14 protein-coding genes are annotated in these 18,771 nt (G+C 45.5%); 5 read left to right on the top strand and 9 right to left on the bottom strand.

All coding sequences use genetic code 11. From position 1 onward, the window contains the following. Nucleotides 1-29 precede the first annotated feature (29 nt). Both AC1DFM_RS30190 and AC1DFM_RS30195 read right to left on the bottom strand, forming a co-directional pair. Nucleotides 30-1,814: a DUF885 domain-containing protein gene (locus tag AC1DFM_RS30190; protein WP_477080511.1), complete on the bottom strand. Its 1,785-nt coding sequence runs from the start codon at nucleotides 1,812-1,814 to the stop codon at nucleotides 30-32. A gap of 121 nt (nucleotides 1,815-1,935) precedes the next feature. Further along, entirely contained in the window at nucleotides 1,936-3,303 is a 1,368-nt protein-coding gene (locus tag AC1DFM_RS30195; protein ID WP_477080512.1) for a 3-keto-disaccharide hydrolase, read from the bottom strand. Between the two features lie 258 nt (nucleotides 3,304-3,561). Here AC1DFM_RS30195 and AC1DFM_RS30200 point away from each other — a divergent pair, with 258 nt between their 5' ends. The 5 genes from AC1DFM_RS30200 to scpB all read left to right on the top strand — a co-directional run bounded on the left by AC1DFM_RS30200 (nucleotide 3,562) and on the right by scpB (nucleotide 11,444). Continuing rightward, nucleotides 3,562-6,570 carry a SusC/RagA family TonB-linked outer membrane protein gene (locus tag AC1DFM_RS30200; protein WP_477080513.1) on the top strand — a complete coding sequence of 1,003 codons (3,009 nt, stop codon included), beginning with the start codon at nucleotides 3,562-3,564 and terminating at the stop codon, nucleotides 6,568-6,570. A gap of 26 nt (nucleotides 6,571-6,596) precedes the next feature. After that, entirely contained in the window at nucleotides 6,597-8,216 is a 1,620-nt protein-coding gene (locus AC1DFM_RS30205; protein ID WP_477080514.1) for a RagB/SusD family nutrient uptake outer membrane protein, read from the top strand. A gap of 182 nt (nucleotides 8,217-8,398) precedes the next feature. Continuing rightward, nucleotides 8,399-8,980: a DJ-1/PfpI family protein gene (locus AC1DFM_RS30210; RefSeq protein WP_477080515.1), complete on the top strand. Its 582-nt coding sequence runs from the start codon at nucleotides 8,399-8,401 to the stop codon at nucleotides 8,978-8,980. 166 nt (nucleotides 8,981-9,146) lie between these two features. Beyond that, nucleotides 9,147-10,031, top strand: coding sequence for an ATP synthase F1 subunit gamma (atpG, locus tag AC1DFM_RS30215; RefSeq protein WP_291920646.1), 885 nt, complete (start codon nucleotides 9,147-9,149; stop codon nucleotides 10,029-10,031). A 120-nt stretch (nucleotides 10,032-10,151) separates the two neighbouring features. Then, entirely contained in the window at nucleotides 10,152-11,444 is a 1,293-nt protein-coding gene (gene scpB, locus AC1DFM_RS30220) for an SMC-Scp complex subunit ScpB (protein WP_477080516.1), read from the top strand. Nucleotides 11,445-11,510: 66 nt separating this feature from the next. Here the strand turns inward: scpB and AC1DFM_RS30225 are convergent, their stop codons facing one another. The 7 genes from AC1DFM_RS30225 to pheT all read right to left on the bottom strand — a co-directional run bounded on the left by AC1DFM_RS30225 (nucleotide 11,511) and on the right by pheT (nucleotide 18,680). Next, on the bottom strand, nucleotides 11,511-12,332 hold the full coding sequence (locus AC1DFM_RS30225; protein ID WP_477080517.1) for a purine-nucleoside phosphorylase: 822 nt from the start codon (nucleotides 12,330-12,332) through the stop codon (nucleotides 11,511-11,513). A gap of 22 nt (nucleotides 12,333-12,354) precedes the next feature. Beyond that, nucleotides 12,355-13,143 carry an SDR family oxidoreductase gene (locus AC1DFM_RS30230; RefSeq protein ID WP_477080518.1) on the bottom strand — a complete coding sequence of 263 codons (789 nt, stop codon included), beginning with the start codon at nucleotides 13,141-13,143 and terminating at the stop codon, nucleotides 12,355-12,357. A gap of 16 nt (nucleotides 13,144-13,159) precedes the next feature. After that, nucleotides 13,160-13,771: a 3-keto-disaccharide hydrolase gene (locus AC1DFM_RS30235; RefSeq protein ID WP_477080519.1), complete on the bottom strand. Its 612-nt coding sequence runs from the start codon at nucleotides 13,769-13,771 to the stop codon at nucleotides 13,160-13,162. A gap of 113 nt (nucleotides 13,772-13,884) precedes the next feature. Next, the gene (gene rny, locus AC1DFM_RS30240) at nucleotides 13,885-15,450 is read right to left on the bottom strand and encodes a ribonuclease Y (protein ID WP_477080520.1); all 1,566 of its coding nucleotides are present in this window, start codon (nucleotides 15,448-15,450) and stop codon (nucleotides 13,885-13,887) included. Nucleotides 15,451-15,623: 173 nt separating this feature from the next. Further along, nucleotides 15,624-15,917 carry a cell division protein ZapA gene (locus tag AC1DFM_RS30245; RefSeq protein WP_291920653.1) on the bottom strand — a complete coding sequence of 98 codons (294 nt, stop codon included), beginning with the start codon at nucleotides 15,915-15,917 and terminating at the stop codon, nucleotides 15,624-15,626. Between the two features lie 16 nt (nucleotides 15,918-15,933). Then, complete coding sequence (locus AC1DFM_RS30250) at nucleotides 15,934-16,242, bottom strand: hypothetical protein (RefSeq protein ID WP_477080521.1); 309 nt, start codon at nucleotides 16,240-16,242, stop codon at nucleotides 15,934-15,936. Between the two features lie 8 nt (nucleotides 16,243-16,250). Beyond that, nucleotides 16,251-18,680: a phenylalanine--tRNA ligase subunit beta gene (pheT, locus tag AC1DFM_RS30255; RefSeq protein WP_477080522.1), complete on the bottom strand. Its 2,430-nt coding sequence runs from the start codon at nucleotides 18,678-18,680 to the stop codon at nucleotides 16,251-16,253. Nucleotides 18,681-18,771 lie beyond the last annotated feature (91 nt).

The following is an 18,771-nucleotide window of genomic DNA, read 5'->3' on the forward strand; positions in this document are numbered from 1 at the left end:
GCTGCATGTTGCTAAAAGCTAAAACCGTTCTACTTTACACTTTCCGCCCAGCGGGCCATTTTTTGTTCCAGTACAGACAGCGGAACACAACCATCTTTCAGCAATTCATCATGAAATGCAGATAAACTGAATTTGCTGCCCAGTTCTTTCGTGTACTTATTCCGCAGCTCATGGATTTTAAGTTCTCCGATTTTATAAGAGAGAGCTTGTCCGGGAATTGCCATGTAGCGCTCTATTTCAGCGGTAGCTTCCTGCGTGGATAACGGCTCATTGTCCATCATATATTGGATGGCCTGCTCGCGGGTCCAGCCTTTAGCGTGTAAACCAACATCTACGACTAAACGAATAGCGCGGTGTATTTCGTCGGTTAACCGGCCAAAGTACATGTAAGGATCTGTATACAGGCCCAGTTCTTTACCTAAGCTTTCGCAATAAAGGGCATATCCTTCGCCATAGGCGCCGATCCAGGAGAAACGGCGGAATTTGGGCAGGGAGTCATTTTCCTGTTGTAGTGAAATCTGGAAATGATGGCCAGGAATGGCTTCATGTAAAAACAGGCATTCCATGCCGGTATATGAAAAGGTGGCAGCGTCCAGGATAGGCACATAAAATACGCCGGGGCGGGTACCATCTGCACTGCCTTGTATATATTCGGCAGAAGCGGAAGCTGCGCGATAGGCTTCTGTTTGACGGATTTCGAATTTGGTTTTAGGAAGACGACCATACATTTTTTTAACGCCAGGCATGATCTTGTTTTCAATCGCCTTGAAAGAGTCCAGGATGGCGGCGGGCGTTTTAAAGATGCGCAATTTTTTATCGGTGCGTACAGCGGCAAAAAATGCTGGCAGATCGCCTTTAAATCCGGTACTGTTTTTCACGGTTTCCATCTCGCCACGGATGCGGGCTACTTCTTTTTCGCCCAGGGCATAAATGGCTTCCGGTGTCAGGCTGGTGGTCGTCCAGCTTTTGATAAGGTATGCGTAATAGGCTTTCCCATCCGGAATGCCTTCAATGCCGCTGCTGGTGCGTGCTTTGGGCAGGTATTCCTGCTGCATGAAATCGCGCAGTTTGGCGTAGGACGGCAGGATATATTTTTCTACGGCGGCGGCGTAGTCGGTGCGTAATCCGGCAATCACTTCGGCGCCCAGTGAATCTGGAATGCTTTTCAGTGGTGCGTAGAAAACATTGTTGGCGGTGTCTTTCTTTGCCAGATCCGCCACTTGTGGAATCACTTTCACTACCAGGCTTTTAGGCAATACATACCCGGTGGCAATACCGCGGCGCATATTGGCAATAGCGGTGTCGGTCCATATGGCAAACCGTTCCATGCGGCTCATGAAATTGTGGTAGTCTTTAGCCGTTTTAAATGGTTGGGCGGAAGAGCCGGAGCCCAGTTGCGCCAGCGTTAATGGCAAACAGGTAAACTGTTGTACCGGCATGAGATGATCATGAAAGGTCAATCCTTCCCGGTTAATGTCGAATTCCCGTTGCAGCATATCGTACGTAATGCGGTCGTTACCGGAAAGCGCAGCGGTATCTATTCCTTTGATGGCTTGCTGGTAGCTGGCATAAAAGGAGTCAGCTTTAGCGCGGAAGCCTTCACTGATATCTATGGGCAATTGATCGTTGTATTGATTTTCGCCGTTTTGTGTAGCCGTTAAAGGGTTGAGGGCCATGTTCTGATCATAATACCGGGCGGCCAGCTGGTGCAGGGAGTCCTGCATGGCAGCGGGGTGGCTATGGTTGGCAGACGGCTGACAGGCGCCGGCAAACAGGGCGCCTAATAGTAACAGGTAGCCTTTTTGTTGTAACATAGTCATAAAAATGGGTGGTGAATAAAGGGTAATTTACCGTTTTCTCTAAAGAAAAAAAGCATTCCGAAGAATCGGAATGCTTATTTAGAACAGTGAACAATGAAAAAAAAGGTAAATAATATTATTTAAGAATTTTTATACGAATACTCTTGAAAGAAACCTCATTACCATGATCCTGTAACAGGATATGTCCTTCCGGCCACAAACCAAAATTCTTCCAATCTTTATACTTGCTGATCGCCACCAGGTCCTTAAAGGCTTGAGAGCCCCGCTCATATTCCAGCACCTTAAATCCGTTTAACCAATGTTCTACGTGATTATTTGGATACACAATAATACGACCTTTGTTCCATTCTCCAATAGGATTAATGGCTCGTTTTTCCTGTTTTCTTGTCATGAGGTCGTAAAGACTTGCTAACGTGCGATTTCCGTCGCGTCCCAATTTGGCATCCGGATGTTTTTCGTCGTCTAGAATCTGGTACTCCAGCCCTATGGCAGACTTTCCTCCCGTTTCGTAGGTTTCGCTGACAAAGTATTTTACGCCACTATTAGCGCCCGGCGTGAGTTTAAAGGTAAATTCCAGCTCAAAAGCGCCGTACTGTTTATCGGTGATAATGTCACCACCGCTGCCTTCCTCATCTCCCGTAGAATGACCAATGGTCAGCACACCATTTTCCATATGCCAGCCTTTGGTCGGGAAATCTTTTTTATAAACGCCTCTCCAGCCTTTGGATGTTTGGCCATCCCATAATAACTGGTAACCGTTTTTCTTTTCCTGACCGGAAATAGTGTTATCCACATTATTCACCACGTAGATATTGTCGTAGGAGGAATATTGGGAAGCCGACGGATTTTCTATGAGCCGGATATTTTTCCAGTAGATATTCTTGTTGTCGTCTGCCGCATTTTTACCGATGCCATGTACCTGTAAAGCAATGAAACCCTTTGGCAGTGCAGTATCTACCAGGTGGGCGGTGGGTACGCCATTTACCCAGGTACGCATTTCATTACCCCGGCACTCAATACGGTACTTATTCCAGCCGTCTTTTTTGAAGGCATTTTGTCCCGCAGGATTCAGTTCCATTGGATATTGCCAGCCGCGGCGGCCTTCTTCATAAATACCACCACTCCATTTACGGTCTGAAGGATCTATTTCCATCTGGTAGCCAAATACACGACCGTTCTGATAATCGGATCTGCTCTGGCTGCGGAATTGGATACCGGAGTTAAACTCCTTGCCCAGCTTAAATTCCAGCTCCAGAATGAAATCTCCATATTCTTTATCTGTTGCCAGAAAGGAATTCKGTGTATTCATTACCGTAGTACCTACAATTTCACCGTCTTCCACATGATATTTAGCTTCTCCTCCCAGCTGTTTCCAGCCCTTCAGGTCTTTGCCATTAAAAAGTTGCTGCCATTGGGCTTTTTGAGCAAAAAGGCCACCATACATGCATAGCAGGGAGCCACATAAAAGGATCGTCTTTTTCATAACTAAAACGGAATAAGATGTCCAAAATAATCAATGCATTTCATTTTTACAACCGATTGCAAAAGATTTTATTTTTTAAAATGGTAAGAATTCGATCCAATCGGGACTTTATGGAAACGATTGCAAAATAAAATTTGCAAACGATTGCAAGAATCTAAAATTATCTTATTTTGTTAGCAGAAGAACCCGAAGAGTAAGCCAAAATCTAACTAACTGTAACTAGTTTCCTTTATTCCACAAACCACATTAAACAACGTTATGAAGAAGTTTTTTTCACGTCTTGTCTGTATGGTAGCGTGTTTGCTATTCCATCAACTTATCATGGCCCAGGAGCACCATCCCGCTACCATAGAGGGAAACGTGCTGGATGCCAGGAAAGTCCCATTAGTAGGCGTTACCGTAGCTGTTAAAGGAAGAAATATCGGTACACAAACAGATGTTAACGGGCATTATAGACTGCTCATCACCAATCCTGATAACGCTGTGCTGGTATTTACTTTCGTCGGTTTTATCTCACATGAGGAAGCCTATAAGGGCAATAAGATTATTTCTGTAGTGCTGGAAGAAGACCGTAAAAAACTGGAAGAAATTGTAGTGGTGGGATATGGTCAGCAGAAGAAGAAAGATGTTACCGGCTCCATTTCTTCCGTAGGTACCAAAGCGATACAGGATGTGCCGGTAACCAACCCCCAACAGGCGCTGCAAGGCCGTGCAGCCGGTGTGGAGGTAATTAATAACAGTTCGAAACCCGGTGATGAACCACAGGTACGCATCCGTGGTACCCGCTCCCTCTCCGCCAGCAATGATCCGCTGTATGTGGTAGATGGAATTCCTTACGCTGGTAGTCTTAGCGATATCGGTACCGGTGTAATACAATCGATGGATATTTTGAAAGATGCCTCCGCAACAGCTATCTATGGTTCCAGGGGCGCCAACGGCGTGGTACTCATCACCACCCTGAAAGGTAAAGTAGGCAAACCCGTGGTGTCTTACATTGGCTCCTATGGCTATGTTCAACAGCTGGGCCAAACGGACATGATGGACGCGACCCACTTTATTGAAATGCGCCGCGAAGCTAACCGCACCATCGGAAAATATAACGATGCCACCCCGGATGCTTCTGATAAAGCCATCTTTAATGGTACGGAACTAGCCAATATTAAAAAAGGTACCAATGTAAACTGGCAGAAACTGATGCTGTCGCCGGGCTATCAAACCAACCACTCTGTGCAGGTAGCCGGCGGTACGGAAAAAACAAAATACACCGCAGGTCTGGGATACTTTAAAGACCAGGGCGTGCTGAAGCTGCAAAGCTACGAACGCTATAACCTGAACCTGAATATCGATCAGCAAATTGGTAACCGGGTAAGAATAGGCGCTACCTTGTTAGGCGCTTACAGCTTACGCAATGGCGAAACCTATAACGGCATCGATAATGCGTTAAAAATGCTGCCCATTGCGGCTCCTTATGATGATAAAGGCAACCTGATCACCTTTCCTACAGGCGATAGCCAACAGCCCAATCCCTTATTGGATTATGTGAATAACAACCGGGTGGAACTCATGAAGCGCTCCCGCATCTTTACCAGCTTGTACGCAGAAGCCGAAATTATTGATGGCCTGAAGTATCGGCTGAACGTAGGCCCGGATATGCAGAACTATAACTATGGCCTGTTTCAAGGTAAAAATAATACCAATCTGTTGATTGGTGGTGGTGACGCTACAGCGTCAAAAGGTAACGCTACTACCATTGCTTATACCGTTGAAAACGTACTGACTTATAATAAAACCATCAAGAAACATACATTATTAGCGACTGCCTTGTACAGCGTACAAAGACAAACCGCAGATGTATCTACTACCAATGTAAGAGGTATCCCTGTAGAAACGCAACAGTATTACAACCTGGGCCAGGCGCTCAACGTAACTGGTGTAACCAGTAGTTTGAGTACCTGGACGATCCTCTCTTACATGGGACGTCTTAACTATGGATACGATGACCGTTATCTCCTGACACTGACCCTGCGTGCGGATGGATCTTCCCGTTTTGCACCCGGACAAAAATGGGGATACTTCCCATCTGTAGCAGCAGCCTGGAATATTATCAATGAGGCGCCATTAAAAAATCAGAAAGTATTAGATAACCTGAAATTACGCGCCAGCTATGGCCGTATCGGAAATACCGGTATTAACCCTTATGCCACACAGGGTTCATTGACCAGGATTCCTTATTCCTACGGCAATAAAGGCGCATTAGGTTTTGTACCGGGTGAATTGCGTAATCCGAACCTTACCTGGGAAACTACTACTTMTGCTGATATAGGAATTGATTTCGGCTTTTTCAATGGTCGTATTACAGGTGTGATAGAATGGTATAACCAAAAAACAAGCGATCTGCTGATGCCACATTTGCTGCCTTACAGCAATGGTTTTAATCAGGTATTGGAAAACCTGGGAACTTCCCGGAACCGGGGTTGGGAATTCAGTGTAGGGGCCACTATTATCGATAATCCGGATGGCTTCAGCTGGAAGATGGATGCAAACGTTTTCCGCAACCGCTCCAAAATCTTGTCGATCGGTAATGGAAGAACAGCCGACGTAGGTAATGGCTGGTTTGTAGGACAACCTACCTATGTTTATTATGATTTTAAAAAGACAGGAATCTGGCAGGCCAATGAAGCCAAAGATGCCCGCAAATATGGCGTAAACCCCGGTGAAATTAAGCTGGAAGATGTGAATAAAGACAGCGTGATTGATGCGAAAGATCGCCAGATATTAGGCTCGCCTGAACCTAAATGGTCGGCCGGTACTACACAACGGTTTTCTTATAAAGGTTTTGAATTGTCCATAGTAGCTTTTGCACGCATGGGCAGCATGATTAAAAGTGATTTTTACCAGAATTATAATACGCTGTTTGGCCGTTATAATAACCTGAACATCGATTATAATACCCCCGCTAATCCTACCAACGACTTCCCACGGCCTAACGCTAACCAGGAACGTCCAAGCAATTACCAGTCGCTGAGTTACTTTGATGGTTCCTTCTTCAAAATCAGGAGTATTACGCTTAGCTATGCTTTACCATCGCCGGTAGTGACGCGCATGCGGATGCAGTCGCTCAGCTTCAATGTGGGCGTAAAACAACCGCTGATCTTAGCGCCTTATCGCCAAACCTGGAAAGGAGTAGATCCGGAAGACGTGAATGTAATTGGCGTAGATGCACCCGCCACCTGGATGTTGCAATTTGGTGTAAATGCGAAGTTCTAATCATCAAATCTTTAAAAGAAAAAGTTATGAAATATATAGTTTCCATCATCCTGCTGCTGGCTATTGCCACAACATCCTGCAATAAAATGCTGGATGAAAAAGTGGTCACCAACGTGACAGATTCGTTTTACAATACGAAAGCCGGTTTCCAGACTGCCGTTACCGGATCATATGTGGCCATGAGGGCTTTTTATAGCACCGAAYGCGGGATGACGCTGACCGAAACCGGTACAGACATCTACACCAACGGCTCCGACGGCGATTTTAAATTTGTAAGCCAGTATACATCACAATTGGATTCCCGCTATATACATACCAGAGACTTGTGGAATAGTTTTTATCAAACCATTAATACCTGTAACGTAGTGGTAGACCGGGCKAATCTTATTCCTGACCTGGATGATGCTACTAAAACAAAAGGTATAGCAGAAGCAAAATTTTGTCGGGCACATTATCATTTTATCCTGATGGAAATGTTTGGTTCTATACCGCTGCGGTTAACAGAAAACACGAAGATTGTAACAGAAGCACATCGCGACACTACCAAAGATGTATATGATGCCGTGATCAATGATTTGCTGGCAGCAGAAAAGGATTTGCCGGCTACTCAATCTGATTGGGGCCGTGCTACCAAACCCGCAGCAGAACAGTTGTTGGCCAGGGTATATCTTACCCGTGCTTCTTCTCCTGATGCCAAACCAACAGACTATGCAGATGCCGCCAAATATGCGGACATGGTGATTAAAAACTATGGCTTCAGATTATTGGATGATCCGGGACAAGTATGGGCGCAGGGTAAGGAAAATAATGTAGAAACTGTTTTTGCTGCGCAGTATACCACTGATCCTTTATATGGTTATGCCGATAACAATGCCTGCCGTTTTTTCCTGATGCAATATGATGTATTGGGCGGTATGAAACGTGATCTGCCCAATGGTACGCCCTGGAAGCGTTTCAGACCTACAAGGTTCCTGACGGATACCCTGTATAAAGATCGTACACATGATGTGCGTTATGAGAAATTCTTTACGACTACCTGGTATGCGAATGTGGCTAACGATAGTATGCGTGTGGGAGATACCTCTGTTTATCTTCCCGGTCATGAGGCCACTGCTGCAGAGATTCAACGTGCCAGCAAGCGTTATATGCTGGTATCGCCGAGCGGCTATACGGAGAAGTTGTATCCTTCCCTGAACAAGTTTGCGGATGCCTTACGCCCTGACAACCAGGCATCTGGTGTACGACCATTTATTGCTTTCCGCCTGGCGGAAGACTATCTCATTAAAGCGGAAGCTCAGCTGATGCAGGGAGATGCGCAGGGCGCCGCAGATGCTATTAATGTAGTGCGTATGAGAGCAGCCCGCGTGGGCGCTTCACCTAATGAAACACAAGCAAACAAAGATGCCATGAAAGCATCCGCTGCGGATATGACGCTTGACTTTATTTTGGATGAAAGAGGCCGGGAGTTAGTGGGAGAACAGCTTCGTTGGTTTGACCTTGTTCGTACAAAAAAATTGCTGGAAAGAGTAAAGTTGCATAATGAGCAGGCAAAAGCCAATATTTTGCCTAAGCATGTATTGCGCCCGATTCCACAGGATCAGATTGACCGGTCTTCCACACCATTCCCGCAAAATACGGGATACTAACCACCATCTTTTATGTTATTTCCCCGGGATTCCGGGTACTGGTAGCAGCGCTTCATAATGGCAATCAGCCTTTGGCAGGTTTCGTGAAATTTAACAATCACGATACCTGCCAAAGGCTGATTGCTTTCCCTGAATTCCTTATCTTCATCAACCTTTTTCTAACTCAAAAAACTATAATTGCTATGGCCCAAAAGAAGATATTGTTACTGACCGGTGATTATGCGGAAGACTATGAAACGATGGTTCCTTTTCAGATGCTGCAGATGATTGGTCATGAGGTACATGCGGTTTGTCCTGATAAGGCGGCCGGTGAAAAAATTAAGACCGCCATTCACGATTTCGAAGGCGACCAGACTTACAGTGAAAAGCCGGGACATGGTTTTGTGCTCAATGCTTCTTTTAATGACGTGGCCGGTGCAGATTACGATGCCCTGGTGATAGCAGGCGGCCGGGCTCCCGAATACCTGCGGTTAAATAAGAATGTACTGGAACTGGTAAAGCACTTTTTTGTGGAAGATAAACCCGTAGCGGCTGTTTGTCATGGTATACAGATCCTGACGGCTGCCGATGTGGTACGTGGAAAGAAATTAACGGCTTATCCGGCGGTAGCACCGGAGGTAACTTCAGCAGGAGGTACGTATGTATCCGTGAATGTATACGAAGCGGTAGTAGACGGAAAGTTGGTGACGGCGCCCGCTTGGCCAGCTCATCCGCAGTGGATTGCGGCCTTTTTACAGGTGCTGGGAACCACTATCACCCTGTAGTATTCGCATATGTATAAAAAATTGATTATCAGTATTTGGAAGAAAGTTTAAATTATCTTTCTATGGATTTTCAAATTAAGGGGGCATTGCTTACCTTTGCAGCCAAATTCAGGAGGCTATCCCTGCATTGATTGATAAATTCGTAATTCGTAATTGATTTTTATATATGTCCGGACAGCTTAAAGAAGTTCGTAACCGAATCAAGTCTATTCAATCTGGTCAGCAGATCACGAAAGCCATGAAAATGGTGAGTGCTGCTAAGTTAAGACGTGCGCAGGATGCTATTCTGCTGATGCGTCCTTACGCAGTAAAGCTCCAGGAAATGTTGCAGAATATTGTTTCCAACAGCGAAGGCAATATCAACACGCCACTGGCGGCACAGCGTCCCGTTGAAAAAGTACTGATTGTGGTAATTACTTCAGACAGAGGTTTGTGCGGTGCCTTCAACTCTAACCTGATCAAAACGGCTAAACGCGTGATCCGCGAGAAGTACCAGGAGCAGTTTGAGCAAGGCAATGTAGAAATTCTGCCTATTGGTAAAAAAGGTTACGACCATTTTGTACAGAACGGCTATAAAGTAAATGATAAATTCTGGCAACTCTTCGGCAGTCTTACCTTTGAACACGTGAAAGAAGCTGCTGCGGTGGCGCTGAACGGTTTCACAGAAGGTACTTACGATGCCGTAGATATCGTGTACAGCGAATTCAAAAACGCTGCTACCCAGATCTTTGTTACAGAGCAGTTCCTGCCAATTGCCAAAGTAGAAAACGAAGAAGATAATGCCCTGAAAGCAGACTTCATTTTCGAACCGGCGAAAGACACCCTGATTCAGGAACTGATGCCTAAAATTCTGAATACACAGTTCTTCAAAGCCATCCTGGATTCTCATGCTTCTGAGCATGGCGCCCGTATGACTGCGATGGATAAAGCAACAGAAAACGCCAGCGAATTGCTGCGTTCCCTGAAAATCTCTTACAACCGTGCACGTCAGGCAGCCATTACCACAGAGCTGACCGAAATCGTGAGTGGTGCTGCAGCATTAGGAAGTTAAGTACTGTAAGGCATTTTTTAGCACTAAGTCAACAACTGAATTAATATTTTCAGATTAGGGTCAAAGACTGTATTTTCGGTCTTTGACCTTTTTTGTAACATCCGCACCTCCTGTTAACGTATGGAAATATCACAGATCATCCCGCACGTAGAAGCATTAATTTTTGCGGCCGACAGGCCCTTACCTTTGCTGGAAATAGTGGATCTGCTTAATAATGCACTGGCTTTCCTGGAAGACCGTACCAACCTGGATCAGGTGGAGGCTGCGATGGAAGCCATCAGGGAAAAATATAACTCTGAATTTTATGCATTTGAAGTGCGCAGCAGTGGCGGCGGCTATCAATTTCTTACTAAAAAAGAATACTATCAAACTGTAGCCCAGCTGAATGGGGATAAATTCCTTAAACGTTTATCCACCGCAGCCCTGGAAACACTGGCTATTATTGCTTATCGCCAGCCTATCTCCAAGGGAGAAATAGAATATATCCGCGGTGTAAGTACCGATTACTCCATTCAAAAACTCCTGGAAAAGGAACTGATCGTGATTACCGGACGTAGTGAAGATCAACCCGGTAAACCGCTCCTGTATGCGGTATCCCGTTCCTTTATGGATTACTTTGGTCTCGGCTCCATTGCAGACCTGCCTAAACTGAAAGAATTGTTTGATGAGGAAATGGTACAACCTACCCTCATCAGCGATGATACAGCTACCCTGGGCCGTGGAGAACATAGCACACATACTGCAGAAACTGAAACCACTCATTCCCTGATGGTGTCTGAAGATKGTGAACTGCTGGACCCCGATCATAAACTGGATGACTTATCTACCAATACCCTTCTAGCTCCCGAAGAAGCGCATCCCGCTTCTGAAGATGAAGAAGTAGAGCCAGACGATGAAATTGTTCGCCTCGATGATTTTATCGAGGAGGCAAACGAAGAACCGGGGGAAGAACCTGAAAAGGAAAAGCAGCCTAAAAAACCGGCTACACCTAAGCCTCCCAAGGCACAGTGGATAGATCCGGGAGACCGCGAACCAGAACATCCGGTGAGTGATGAAAATGAGGAAGATCCGGATGATATCGTAGAAGATAATATTGCCGGCCAGGATATCGATGAAGAACGCATAGAAGAACAGGCCGACGAAGAAGATAAAGAAGAAGATAATGTGGATCACGAGGTGGCAGATGATGATGGAGATAAAGATCCGGACGATATGGTGGAAGATGCGATATTAGGAGAGAAACTGTTATCAATGGATGAGGAGGAGGAGGAAGAAGACGAAGAAGAAGAGGACGAAGAAGATGACGAAGAAGATGAGGATGATGAAGATGATGATGAGGAAGAAGATGATGATGAAGATGGGGAAGACGACGAAGAGGCTGATGACAACGATGACCAACACCCGAAGCAATAAAACGAATAACCGTATATACAACAGCGGCTGTACCTTTCCGGTACAGCCGCTGTTGTAAGTGATATATTACAATGCTGCAATCACTGTGGCAAAAAGACTACTCAATAATTTATCTGCCTTACCTGCTACTGCAATAATTTCTTCAATAGAAACAGGATGTAAATTGTCAGGATCACATTCATCTGTGACTACCGATACTGCTGCGCAGGGAAGTTGCAGTTGATTGGCTACAATTACTTCCGGTACTGTGCTCATTCCTACCAGGTCAGCACCTATCATGCGCAGGAACCTATACTCTGCCCTGGTTTCCAGGTTGGGGCCCATCACGGAAACGTATACACCGGATTTTAATGAAGTGCCCAGTGTGGTAGCAGTGGCTTGTAATTTTTCGCCCAGCGCCGGATCATATGGGCGGCTCATGTCAGGGAAACGAGGACCATATACGGGAGAATTAAGGCCCCTTAACGGATTTTCCGGCTGCATGTTGATATGATCATCCAACAGGATCAAATCGCCCTTTTTAAAGGCCGGATTCATCCCACCTGCAGCATTACTGAGCAGGAGTTGCTGAATGCCCAATGCTTTCATCACCCGTATAGGAAAAGTGATTTGTTGCATGGTATAACCTTCATAGTAATGAAAGCGCCCCTGCATGGCGATGACAGGTGTTTGGCCAATATGTCCCAGTATCAGGTTGCCTTTATGAGATTCAACGGTGGATTCTGGAAAATGAGGTATTTGGTGGTAAGGAATAGTATGCGTGATGTTGATATGATTGACCAGTTCTCCCAAACCGGTACCCAGTACTACGCCCACCCGGGGCTGTTCAAAAGAAAAAGTTTGCAGATAGGCGGTAGCCGCAGTTATTTGTTGCAGTAACAGATCCATACATGATTGAATTTGCTGCAAATTAATTCCCTTTGCGCGCAATCATGTAAAAGAGGGGTGGAAAATATCTTTTAAACCAGAGTAATATCCTTTCTTCCCGGGCAATCAGTACCATCTTTTTTCGTTTATGCATGGCCTTTAGAATGCGCTGGGCACAGAGGGTAACGGATAAGCCTTTTATTTGTTTGGGGTCCATTTTGCCATAGGCTTCTCCGTTAGCCGTAATAGCAGAATAGGTAATGGGAGTGCGTACCCGGCCGGGGCAAATAATGGTGGTGTATAAGTGCGGAATAGGGTTTTCTGTTTGCAGGGTTTCAAAGTATCCCTGCAGTGCGTGTTTCGAGGCATTATAACCAGAGCGCCAGGGATAACCCATCAGTCCGGCCATGCTGCTGATGATAATGATTTGCCCGCCTCCCTGCTCACGGAAATGAGGCAACAAGGCCTGCGTAAGCATTACTGCACCGAAGAAATTTACTTCCATTAATTGTCTTACTGCAGCTACAGAAGTATCTATCAGCTTAGAGCGCTGGGTTACGCCGGCATTATTCACCAGTACATCTATCTTCCCAAAAAATTGTAAAGCGCGTTGTGCGCCTTCCTGTACCTGAACTTCGTCGGTGACGTCCATCAGCACTATTTGGCACCAGGGGGTATATGCCAGACATTCGTTGCGCACCGCTTCCAGGGCTGCCTGATTACGGGCAGCCAATATCAGCCTGGCCTTTTCTTTTGCCAGTAAAAGCGCCAGCTCATGGCCTATACCCGAGCTGGCGCCTGTAATCAGTATGACTTTATCCGTATAATGCATATCGGAAATAGTGCAACTACTTCAGCGGAGTGAGTTTAATGTTTTTCCATCTTACCTTGATACCACCACCGGAATGGATTTGCAGGGCAATTTGACCATTCACTGCACCGATTTTATCATCTTTCAATGTAATCATTTCATGACCATTGAGCCAGGTAGTAACGTTATCGCCTTGTACCCGTACTTTCATGGTATTCCATTCTCCCATTTTCAGGTACTTTTCTTTTTCTTTGTCGGGCTGTATAAGCCATCCACGGCCATAAGACTCGTAGATACCGCCGGTATGCATACCGGGAGGCGCTACTTCCGCCTGCCAGCCAGTGATTTTGGTGCCTTCCAGGGAAGAGTGGAAAAATACACCACTGTTGCCATTCGCTTCCTGTTTGAATTGGACAGTCAGTTCAAAATCTTTGTATTGACCATCAGTACCCAGGTAGCCATATTCTTTGTCCGGGCCACTTTCACAGATCAGTTCTCCTTTTTCTACATACCATTTTTCGGTACCATATATTTTCCAGCCATCCAGGTTTTTACCGTTGAACAATGACTGCGCTTTTTGAGCAAACCCCTGGCTGGCGCCCAGTAACAAGGCGGCGCCCAGGAAGAATTTAAAGCAAGTTTTTTTCATAACACTGCATTTATTGATTGAAAACCAGTTGATACAATAAAAAAAGTCCTCCCACACGATAGTGTGGGAGGACTCAATATAAGGTCTATTTCGTGTATTTCTAAATCAGAAAATTATCTGGCGATATTCACCGCACGTTTTTCACGGATAACGGTTACTTTAATTTGCCCTGGATACTGCATTTCTGTCTGTATCTTATTGGCAATTTCGAAAGATAAGCGATCCGCATCACCATCGGATACTTTATCACTTTCTACGATAATGCGTAATTCTCTACCTGCCTGGATAGCGTAGGCTTTTTCCACACCATCATGGGAGAGTGCCAGGTTTTCCAGGTCTTTAATACGTTGCAGGTAGCTCTGCATAATTTCACGACGAGCACCAGGACGGGCGCCGCTGATCGCATCACAGGCCTGAACAATCGGAGAAATGACATATTGCATTTCCATTTCATCGTGGTGAGCGCCAATTGCATTGACTACTGCCGCATGTTCACCATATTTTTCAGCGAGTTTCGCACCAAGAAGGGCGTGGCTCAATTCAGTTTCTTCGTCAGGTACTTTACCAATATCGTGCAGTAAGCCGGCACGTTTGGCCAGTTTGGGGTTTAAGCCCAGCTCAGCAGCCATTACCGCACAAAGGTTAGCGGTTTCTTTGGAGTGCATGAGCAGGTTTTGTCCATAGGAAGAGCGGAAACGCATCTTACCTACCAGACGCACCAGTTCTTTATGAAGGCCATGGATACCCAATTCAATCACGGTTCTTTCACCGATATCCATTACCTGTTCTTCCAGTTGTTTCTTGGTTTTTTCTACCACTTCCTCAATACGGGCAGGGTGGATACGTCCATCCTGTACCAGGCGTTGCAGTGATAAACGTGCAATTTCACGACGTAATGGGTCGAAGGAAGATAATACGATGGCTTCAGGGGTGTCATCCACAATCAGATCCACACCCGTTGCCGCTTCAATGGCACGGATGTTACGGCCTTCACGACCAATGATCTGGCCTTTGATTTCATCACTTTCCAGGGTAAATACCGTAATGGTATTTTCGATGGTTTGTTCAGCAGCAGTACGCTGAATAGATTGTATGATGATTTTTTTCGCTTCTTTGTTCGCTTTTAATTTAGCGTCTTCAATGATCTCCTGTATATGAGAGAGGGCTTGTGAGCGGGCTTCTTCTTTCAGGCTTTCCACCAGTTGGTGTTTGGCCTCTTCGGCTGTTAATCCGGCTACTTTTTCGAGGCGGCGGATATGCTCTTCCTGGTGTTTTTCCAGTTCCGTGCGCTTGATGGTTACCAGTTCCATTTGACGGTTCAAGGTTTCCTTGATGGCGTCATTTTCATTTATTTGCTTCTGTAGCTGTTCATTTTTCTGGTTAACGCCCTGCTCTTTCTGTTTGATACGATTTTCCGACTCTCCCAGTTTCTGGTTACGCTGCAGTACATCTTTCTCGTACTCGCTTTTTAATTGCAGGTATTTTTCTTTTGCTTCGAGCAGCCTGTCTTTCTTGAGATTTTCCGCACTAATCTGTGCATCTGCGATGATTTTTTTAGCCTGGTTCTCAGCTTCATCTATTTTATGCTGCGTATTTTTGGCAAAAATCACCTTACCTAGCACTATCCCAATGACCAATGCCACTACTGCAGCTATTGTCGTTATAAGTGTAACACCCATATGAATTATTTATACTTGATTTATGTAGTATCCTCTTACCCAGGTTGCTGCTAAACCACAACAGGGGCGAGAACTGACCCGCGAAAATACAAAAAAATAGCAGTTAAAGCGTCTTTAATACGTGATAATTAGCCAATTAGCTAATTCATTGATTGGCAATGGGTAAGGTGCAATTATCCCAATGCCTGGTTGATAATTTCTTCCAGCTTTTCCAGCTTTTCCTGCAAAAAGGGTGCAGTGCTTGCCTGGGCTTTTCCGCCGCTGGTAACAGGGTGTGTGGCGTACATGATAAGGGCCATAGCAATATAGTCCTGCAGGTCTTTTCCTGCATATGAAGTCTTAAAATCTACAATTTTCTCATTCACTTCTTTCATAATACGACGTACCTCTGCTTCTTCTTCCGGTTTTATCTTAATCCGGTAAGAGCGGTCTGATACGACAATATTAATAGGAATGAGTGTGTCCATCGTATATGATTTTATATCAACTGTTCAGCAAAGCAATACAGCGGTCTATTTCTTTGATATAATCATTGATTTTGCCACGGATTTCTTTTTTGAAAGCCTCATCTTCTGCTGCTATGGTAGTACCTCCCTGGGCAGTGGATGCAATTTTCATGAGTTGCAGCCGGTCTTCCAGGACCTGTAACGACTGTTGCTGCTGTTGCAGCTCCTGTTGTTGTATTTTAACTTCTTCTTTGAGCAATACATTCTCCGACTGCACCTGCTGGAGCTTTTTGACCAGCAGGTGCAATTTTTCTTCTACGCGTTGAATGTATTGCTCTAACACCATTGAATCTCTTATTTTCTAATCTCCGCCTGTAACTGTGTCTCAAATGTTTTGATGAGTTTTTCCATCACACTGTCAATTTCCTTGTCAGTGAGGGTTTTTTGAGCATCCAGGAAGGTAAAGCTTACTGCGTAAGACTTCTTATTCGCGCCCAGTTTTTCGCTCTCAAATACATCGAACAGATTCACCTGTTGTAACAATCCGGATTTCACGCTACGGGCGGCTGCTTCTACTGCGGCAAACTTCACTTGTTTGTCGAGTACCAGTGCCAGGTCCCTGCGAACTGCCGGAAAGCGGGGGATTTCTTTGTAAAAGTTATCACTTTTTTGCAAGAGTCCCAGTATTTTATCCCAATTAAAGATGGCATACCATACTGGCTGTTTGATATCAAACTGCTTGAGCTTCGCTGTAGGAACGCCTCCGAGGGTTACTACCACCTGGTTTTTTACTTTGATTTCCCAGGCTGGTTGTAAACCAGCTTCGGTACTTTCGGCCCAGATAAATTGTTTGTAACCCAGTTGCTTAAGGATATTGATCACGAAGCCCTTGAGGTAGTAGAAGTCTACCGGTTTGGCTGCATGCATCCAGGTTTCCCCGGTTTGTTTCCCTGTGAGGTACAGCGCCAGGTGATTGTTTTCGCCGTAGCCTTTTTCCAGTACCTGATAAGTTTTACCGAATTCGAAGAACAGCAGATCGTCGTTTTTACGGTTCAGGTTATGGGAAATGCTTTCCAGGCCGGTTTCCAGCATGGATGGGCGCATGATGTCCAGTTCTACAGTAAGACTGTTCATCATTTTTACCGCATGTTCCAGTACTTCCGGTGTATAATACTTGCTGTTGGTAATGGAGTTGGTGAAAATTTCGTTGAAACCATTACCTGCGAGGTAATCGGCGATTTTTTCCTTTACACTTTCCGCATCCGGCTGGGCAGACAGGGCAGGTGAAATGGCTATTTTAGACGGGATTTCAATATTATCCAATCCATCAATACGCATTACTTCCTCTACCAGGTCGGCCGGGAGACTGATATCCGGTTTGCTGAATGGTACGGATACACGAAATCCGGTAGCTGATTCAGACAGGATCTCAAAGCCCAGGCTACGGAGAATATTTTTGATTTTATCTTCCGGATAGTTACTACCGCTGAGTTTCCGGATATAGCTATACGTGGCTTCTATTTGTGTTTTTACTTTTACCGTAGGATATACATCGATGATATCGGAGGCTACCTGTCCGCCGCCCAGTTCACAAATCAGTGCCGCCGCACGTTCCAGGGCAAAAAGGATATTAGAAATGTCGACCCCTTTCTCGAAGCGGGAAGCCGCATCGGTACGTAATCCATGACGGAAGGAAGTGGTACGGATACCACTTGCGCTAAAAAATGCGCTTTCCAGGAAAATGTTGGTAGTACTATCAGATACACCGGAATGGAGACCGCCAAACACACCCGCAATGCACATGCCTTCACCGGCACCATTGCAGATCATCAGGTCGGTGGCATCCAGTTTCCTTTCTTTTTCATCCAATGTTACAAACGGAGTACCAGCAGGCAGATTTTTTACCACCACGGCATTACCTTTTATGGCAGCAGCGTCAAAAGCGTGGAGCGGTTGTCCGGTTTCATGCAGGATGAAATTGGTGATGTCCACAATGTTGTTAATGGGACGAACACCAATGGCGGTGAGCTTGGTTTTCAGCCATTCAGGCGATGGAGCTACCTGTATACCGGTAATGGATATACCGCTATACCGGGGGCATGCGTCTGTATTTTCAATGGTTACGCTGATCGGCAAAGGCGTAGCCGCTTTTGGCATTGCCTTTATTTCGGGCAGCTGTACCTGGTATTTATGAGTATGTTCAATGTTATTCAGGAAAGCACATACGTCTTTGGCCACACCGATGTGGCTCATGGCGTCCATGCGGTTAGGCGTTAAGCCTATTTCGTAGATATAATCATTGGCGGGTTTAAATACGTCGGCGGCGGGTGTACCGGGTTCCAGCGCGGCGTCCATTACCATGATGCCATCGTGACTGTTGCCCAGTCCCAGTTCATCCTCAGCGCAAATCATCCCCTGGCTTTCTTCTCCACGGATCTTTGCTTTTTTCATGGTCATTGGTTCTCCGGTCAGCGGGTATATAGTAACGCCAATAGGAGCTACTACTACTTTTTGTCCTACCGCTACATTAGGTGCGCCACATACAATATGCAGAGGTTCACCATTGCCGATGTTTACGGTGGTGAGTCTCAGTTTATCCGCGTTGGGGTGTTTTTCTGCTGTCAGTACTTCTCCGATCACCAATCCAGCCAGACTTCCCTTTACTGCTTCAAATTTTTCCAGGTTTTCTACTTCCAGGCCAATCCTGGTTAAAATAGTAGATAATTCCTCCGGTGTAGGCCTGACCGGTAAATAATCACATAGCCAGTTGTATGAAATCGTCATTTATCTGCTTTGTTTATTTATATAAGTGGCGTAAAGTTAGGAATAATGCGCTTAAAGCTGAAAGGATATAGCAAAAAGGCTTTGCAGCGGA

It is taken from the genome of Chitinophaga sp. 05T412, assembly GCF_056396465.1.